The organism is Kitasatospora sp. NPDC059088 (assembly GCF_042738155.1).
GTDB lineage: Bacteria > Actinomycetota > Actinomycetes > Streptomycetales > Streptomycetaceae > Kitasatospora.
In genome coordinates, this window is the sequence record NZ_JBHYGR010000119.1 from 9934 (window position 1) to 15948 (window position 6015).

The window sequence follows — 6015 nt, forward strand, 5'->3', positions numbered from 1 at the left end:
CCGCGCCGGGGGGGTGTCCCCCCCGGGGCCCCCCCCCCCCCCGGCCGCGCGCGCCCCCCCCCCCGGGGGGGGGGGGGGGGGGGGGGGGGGGTGGCGGGCGCCCGGCGGCGGGGGGTGCGCGGTCAGCCGGTGGCGCCGCGGACCAGCCGGTAGACGTTCAGCACGGCGAGCGCCAGCGGGACCAGCGAGATCAGGGTGAGGCTGTCCACCAGGTCCAGGATGCGGCCCCAGAACGGGGAGACGCCCAGCCGGGGCACCACCAGGGCGATCGCGGTGAGCAGCGCGGCCCCGAAGGCGACGGAGGCGGCCAGCCAGATGGTGCGCAGGTCGAGCTCGGTGCTGGAGCCGGCCGCGCGCAGGACGAACTGCGGGGTGTGCAGGGAGAGCCCGACGATCAGCAGGCACAGGCCGAGCAGGCCGGCGACGGTGAGGCTGAGGACCTGCGCGGTGTAGCGGAACAGCCGGGCGCGCAGCATGGCGGCGATGCCGAGGGCGAGCGCGAGCAGTTCGGGGAAGGTCCGGTCGGTGAAGGAGAGGACGGCGCAGGCGCCGACCACGACCGCGGCGCAGCCGCCGACCAGGCCGACCAGCACCTCGTGGCCGCGGCGGGCCTGGTGGGCGATCCGCTCGTACTGGACGGCCTCGGCGCGCTCGGCCTCCTCGTCGTAGTCGCGGCTGCGGGTGCGGGTCTGGCCGGGGGCGCTGAATCCGACCGGCAGCCGGGCGAAGCGGGCGGAGAGGCTGGGCAGGAAGCCGATCGCGGCGACGGCGGCGACGCCGGTGACGGCGGCGATGTTCCCGGCCGGGGTGTCGGGCATCAGCACGGCGGCGAAGGTGGCGAGCGCGCCGGCGGTGGCGACGAAGGCGGCGGCGACGAACACCGCGTCCTTGTCCGGGAGCAGTCCGGCGAGCAGCACGGAGATCACCAGGACGGTGACGCAGCCGGTGAGGAACTGGAGCCGGCCGGGGCCGTCCCACGGGTGGGCGACGGCGATGACGCCGCTGCCGGCGATCATGGCGTGCGGCAGGGCGCCGAGGCCGAGCGCGACGGCGGCGTGGGCGTCCTGGTAGACCCGGGCGCGGACCCCGGCGAGCGCGGTGAGCACCACGGCGGCGACGCCGGCCAGCACGCCGGGCAGGCTGTGCATGTCGTGGCGCAGGTCGGAGAACCAGAGCGCGAAGCCGAGCAGGGTGAGCAGCACCCCGGCGCCGATCAGGCCGAAGCCGCGCATGAGGTCGACGGTCCAGAACCGGCGGTCGGCCTCGACGGCGCTGGCGATGGCGTCGGCGACGTCGTCGTAGACGGCGGGCGGCAGCGACTCGGCGAAGGGGCGCAGCGCCAGCAGGTCGCCGTCGCGGACGTGTTGGGCGGCCAGGGACAGGCTGCTGTCGAGGACGGTGCCGTCGCGGCGGACCAGGTGGAAGCCGGTGGGGGTGCCGTCGGGCTGGCTCTGGTTGGCCAGCCGCAGCACCTCGGGGTAGACGTCGGCGAGGGCGACGTCCTCGGGCAGGGCGACGTCGATCCGGCGGTCCGGGGCGACGACGGTCACCCGGCAGTAGCCCGTGGCGGCTGTCGCGCTCACGACGGCACCTCGATCCTTCGACGCACTGGACGCTCCCCCTGTGTGGACGGTGCCGCGGCACGGTGGCGCGCGGGGTGGCTGTGGAACCGGCCCGGCCGGGCCGCGAGTTGGCGCGGCGTTACCCTACCCGCTCGGTTCGTGCCCGGTGCCGGTGCGGGGTGCGGCCCCCGTCGGTGCGGGCACGCCCCGCTGTGCGCCGCTATGTAGGATCGGCGCCTGCGCGAGGTGGTACGGGGGCTGCGCTGTGTGGGGCGTCCTCAGCCACGGGAATCCCGTACCGGGCCGAGCGCAGTCGCGTGAGGGCTGATGCCGAAGTGATCGATCGACGCCGCGGGGTGGGTGACGCATGGGTGTGATCATGGTCAAGCGACCGGCCAGGGCCTACCCGCCGACGGTGCCGGACGAGCCGGTGGAGCTGGTCAGTCCACCGGAGCTGCCCCGGCAGGGCGGCGAGGACTGGCTGATGAGCATCCTGCCGATGCTCGGCATGGGCGGTTCGGCGGTGTTCTTCTTCTCGCCGGGTGCGGCCGCGCCGATGAAGATCATGGGCGGTCTGATGATCGTCTCGACGGTCGGCATGGTGCTGGCCCAGATCGTGCGGGCCCGCCGGGGCGGCTCGACCGTGATGGCGGACGAGCGGCGTGACTACCTCAAGTACCTCCAGCAGACCCGCCGCCAGGTGCGCCGCACGGCGGAGAGCCAGCGCGGCGCGCTGCTGTTCCTGAACCCGGCGCCGGAGCAGCTCTGGTCGATCGTCGAGGACGGCCGCCGGCTGTGGGAGCGGCGGACGGCGGACGGCGACTTCGCGCAGATCCGGGTCGGCCTCGGGCCGGTGCAGCTGTCCACCCCGCTGGTGGCGCCGCAGACCGCGCCGATGGACGAGCTGGAGCCGCTGTCGGCGGCCGCGATGCACTCGTTCCTCAAGGCGCACGGCACCCTCCAGGACCTGCCGCTGGCGGTCTCGCTGCGGGCCTTCTACCACATCACGGTGTGCGGGGACCCGGACTCGGTGTACGGGAACGTGCGCGCGATGATCGCCCAACTGACCACCCTGCACTCGCCGGACGACCTGCTGATCGCGGTCGCCGCGGCCCCCGGCGCGGCCGAGGAGTGGGACTGGACCAAGTGGCTCCCGCACAACCAGCACCGCAAGGAGAGCGACGGCGCGGGCTCGCGCCGGCTGAGCGCCGCCGACCTGGGCGAGCTGGAGTACCTGCTGCAGGACGAGCTGGCCGGCCGCCAGCGCTTCGTCCGGGACGCGGCGCCCGCCGCGGACCAGCCGCACCTGGTGGTGATCATGGACGGCGCCGGGGTGCCGCACGACTCGGTGCTGGCCGGCCCCGAGGGCGTGCAGGGGGTGACCGTCATCGAGGTCGTCCCGGGTGAGGTGGACGAGCCGAGCGGGCACCTGATGGTGACGGTCAACCCGCAGGAGCTGGTGCTGCGTTCGGCCTCCGGGGCGACGTACAGCGGCAAGCCGGACCTGCTCTCGCTGTGGCAGTCCGAGGCGCTGGCGCGGCAGTTGGCGCCGTACCGGGCCTCGGCCGGCGGGGACGACGAGCCGCTGCTGTCCAACCTGGACTTCACCGACATGATGGGCTCGGGCGACCCGGGCTCCTTCGACGTGGCCCGCAGCTGGCGCCCGCGCGCCCAGCACGAGCGGATGCGGGTGCCGATCGGCGTCGGCGCGGGCGGCGAGCACGTCTACCTGGACATCAAGGAGGCCGCGCTGGAGGGCATGGGCCCGCACGGCCTGTGCGTGGGCGCGACCGGTTCCGGCAAGTCGGAGCTGCTGCGCACCCTGGTGCTGGCGCTGGCGATGACCCACTCCTCGGAGACGCTCAACTTCGTGCTCGCCGACTTCAAGGGCGGCGCGACCTTCCTGGGCATGGCGGACATGCCGCACACCTCCGCGGTGATCACCAACCTGGAGGGCGAGCTCACCCTGGTCGACCGCATGCGGGACGCGATCGAGGGCGAGCTGCACCGCCGCCAGGAGCTGCTGCACCGCTCCGGCAACTACGCCAACATCCACGAGTACGAGCGGGCCCGGGCGGCCGGCGCGGCGCTGGACCCGCTGCCCTCGCTGGTGCTGATCATCGACGAGTTCTCCGAACTCCTCACCGCCAAGCCCGACTTCATCGAGATGTTCATCCAGATCGGCCGGATCGGCCGCTCCCTGGGCGTGCACCTGCTGCTGGCCTCGCAGCGCCTGGAGGAGGGCAAGCTGCGCGGCCTGGACACCTACCTCTCCTACCGGATCGGCCTGCGCACCTTCTCGGCGGCCGAGTCGCGGGCGGCGATCGGCGTACCGGACGCGTACCACCTGCCGCCGGTGCCGGGCGTCGGCTACCTCAAGTTCGGCGAGGACGTGATGGACCGGTTCAAGGCCGCGTACGTCTCGGGGCCCTACCGGGCGCCCGGGCAGCAGCGGTCGACCGGCGGCCGGCGGGTGAACACCCGGCCGGTGGAGTTCACCTCGGCCTTCGTGGACCTGCCGCCGGCCCCCGTGGAGGAGGAGGCGCCGCAGGTCCAGGAGCAGGACGACGCACTGGTGGACACCGTGCTGGACGTCTTCGTCCAGCGGATGTCCGGCCAGGGCCCGGCCGCCCACCAGGTGTGGCTGCCGCCGCTGGACGAGGCGCCGAGCCTGGACCACCTGCTGCCGCCGCTGCAGGTCGTCCCCGACCGCGGACTCACCGCGCCCGGCTACCCGGGCGGGCGGCTGCGCGCGCCGATCGGCATCGTGGACAAGCCGCGCGAGCAGAAGACCGACATCCTGGAGGTCGACTTCTCCGGGGCGGCCGGCCACGGCCTGGTGGTCGGCGGCCCGCGCTCGGGCAAGTCGACCGTGCTGCGCGGCATGACGGCGGCCTTCGGCCTCACCCACACCCCGCGCGAGGTGCAGTTCTACCTGCTGGACTTCGGCGCGGGCAGCTTCCAGTCGCTGCTCGGGCTGCCGCACGTCGGCGGGGTGGCGGGCCGGCTGGACGTGGACAAGGTCCGCCGGATGGTCTCCGAGGTGCACGCGGTGCTGAACCGGCGCGAGGAGCTGTTCCGGGCGACCGGGATCGACACCATCGCGACCTACCGGGCCCGCCGGGCCGCCGGGCAGCTGCCCGACGAGGCCTTCGGCGACGTCTTCCTGGTGATCGACGGCTGGAACACCTTCAAGCAGGAGTTCGAGGGGCTGGAGCCGGTGATCGGCGACATCGCCCAGCGCGGCCTCGGCTACGGCGTCCACCTGGTGATCAGCGCCGCCCGGTACGCGGAGGTCCGCCCCGCGCTCAAGGACCTGCTGCAGAACCGCATCGAGCTCAGGCTCGGCGACGCGATGGAGTCCGAGGTCGACCGCCGGGTGGCGCAGAACGTCCCGCCGCTGGCCGGGCGCGGGATCACCGCGGAGCGGCTGCACTTCCTGAGCGGCCTGCCGCGACTGGACGGCTCCCCCTCGGTGGACGACCTCCAGGACGGCGTGGCCGGGCTGGTCGCCGCGGTCGACGGGGCCTGGACCGGCCCGCGCGCCCCGCAGGTGCGGATGCTGCCGGCCGTCCTGGACGGGACCTCGCTGCCGAAGGGCTTCGAGCACCCGGAGCGCGGCGTCTGCTTCGGCGTGGACGAGGCCGAGCTGGCGCCGGTGTTCGTCAACTTCGAGACCGACCCGCTGTTCATCGTGTTCGGCGACACCGAGTCCGGGAAGTCCGCGCTGCTGCGGATGCTGATCAAGCAGATCACCGAGCGCTACACCCCGGACCAGGCGGGCATCGTGGTCGGCGACTACCGGCGCGCCCTGCTGGGCACCGTCCCGCCGGAGTTCCTGGTGGAGTACGCGGCCGCGCAGCCGGCCATGACCGCCATCGTGGACATGCTGCGCGGGGCCTGCGCCCGCCGCCTGCCCGGCCCGGACGTGACCGCCGAACAGCTGCGCAACCGCAGCTGGTACACCGGCAAGGACATGTTCGTGATCGTCGACGACTACGAGCTGGTCGCCACCGGCTCGGGCAACCCGCTGGCACCGCTGGCCGAGTTCCTGCCGTTCGCCCGGGACATCGGCCTGCGGGTGATCGTGGCCCGCAGCGCGGGCGGCGCCGGGCGCTCGCTGTACGAGCCGGTGATGCAGCGGATGCGCGAGCTGGGCGGGCAGGGCGTCATCCTGTCCGGCAACCGGGACGAGGGCGCGCTGCTGGGGACGGTCAAGCCGCAGGCGCTGCCGCCGGGCCGCGGGGTGTTCGTGTCACGCCGTGCGACCAACGGGCAGATGGTCCAGACGGGCTGGCTGCCGGTGCAGTGACCGGGCGCGGCCACGGGCCGCCCGCTACGGACAGTGAGTGAAGGGGGGGGGGGCCGCCGGGGGCGCCCCCCTGCGCGGGCCCCGTGGGGTAAAAGTTAAAAGTTGTTTTCCGGGCGGGGGGGCGGGTGCCCTAACCCCCCG

The 6015-nt window shown here is 74.2% G+C and carries 2 protein-coding genes; one reads left to right on the plus strand and one right to left on the minus strand.

Annotation, left to right across the window (positions count from 1 at the left end):
• Positions 1 to 122: 122 nt before the first annotated feature.
• Positions 123 to 1583 carry a type VII secretion integral membrane protein EccD gene (eccD, locus tag ACFWXO_RS35680; protein WP_375896075.1) on the minus strand — a complete coding sequence of 487 codons (1461 nt, stop codon included), beginning with the start codon at positions 1581 to 1583 and terminating at the stop codon, positions 123 to 125.
• 346 nt (positions 1584 to 1929) lie between these two features.
• Between eccD and eccCa the strand changes: the two genes are divergently transcribed.
• Complete coding sequence (eccCa, locus tag ACFWXO_RS35685; protein WP_375896073.1) at positions 1930 to 5874, plus strand: type VII secretion protein EccCa; 3945 nt, start codon at positions 1930 to 1932, stop codon at positions 5872 to 5874.
• The last annotated feature ends 141 nt before the right edge of the window (positions 5875 to 6015 follow it).